Annotated in this window: 1 pseudogene; it reads left to right on the top strand. The window is 59.3% G+C overall.

Going from position 1 to position 322, the window contains the following annotated elements:
* A pseudogene (locus SB753_RS35890) lies at window positions 1–202 on the top strand (hypothetical protein); the annotation flags it as partial.
* Between the last annotated feature and the right edge of the window lie 120 nt (window positions 203–322).

Raw genomic sequence — 322 nt, 5'->3', positions numbered from 1 at the left:
GATCGTGTCCACCTATTTTTTAAGTGGACACGTGTATGCTATGAACGCGAATGAGGCGATTCTGGAAGTGGTGCAGCCAACGCGCCGGCGCGGCTACAGCAAGGAGTTCAAGGAGAAGGTGATCCGTGCGGCGATGCCCTGGAAACGCATCTTGACGAGGCACGTCGGACCCTCGGCAGGAGTCAGGAGCGCACGCCGTTGACGGTAGGCGCATATTGACCCGGAATCGCTGGGAGGGGATCGGGAGAGGTAGTGACATAAGTCGCTAGCGGGCCGGAACCGCTATGAGCGTCTCGGCATGGGTTGCATTCCTCGCCAGCAT

The organism is Paraburkholderia sp. SIMBA_053 (assembly GCF_046534895.1).
GTDB lineage: Bacteria > Pseudomonadota > Gammaproteobacteria > Burkholderiales > Burkholderiaceae > Paraburkholderia > Paraburkholderia caledonica.
The sequence above is the reverse complement of the archived record's forward strand: the minus strand, read 5'-3'. Positions and strand labels throughout refer to the sequence as shown.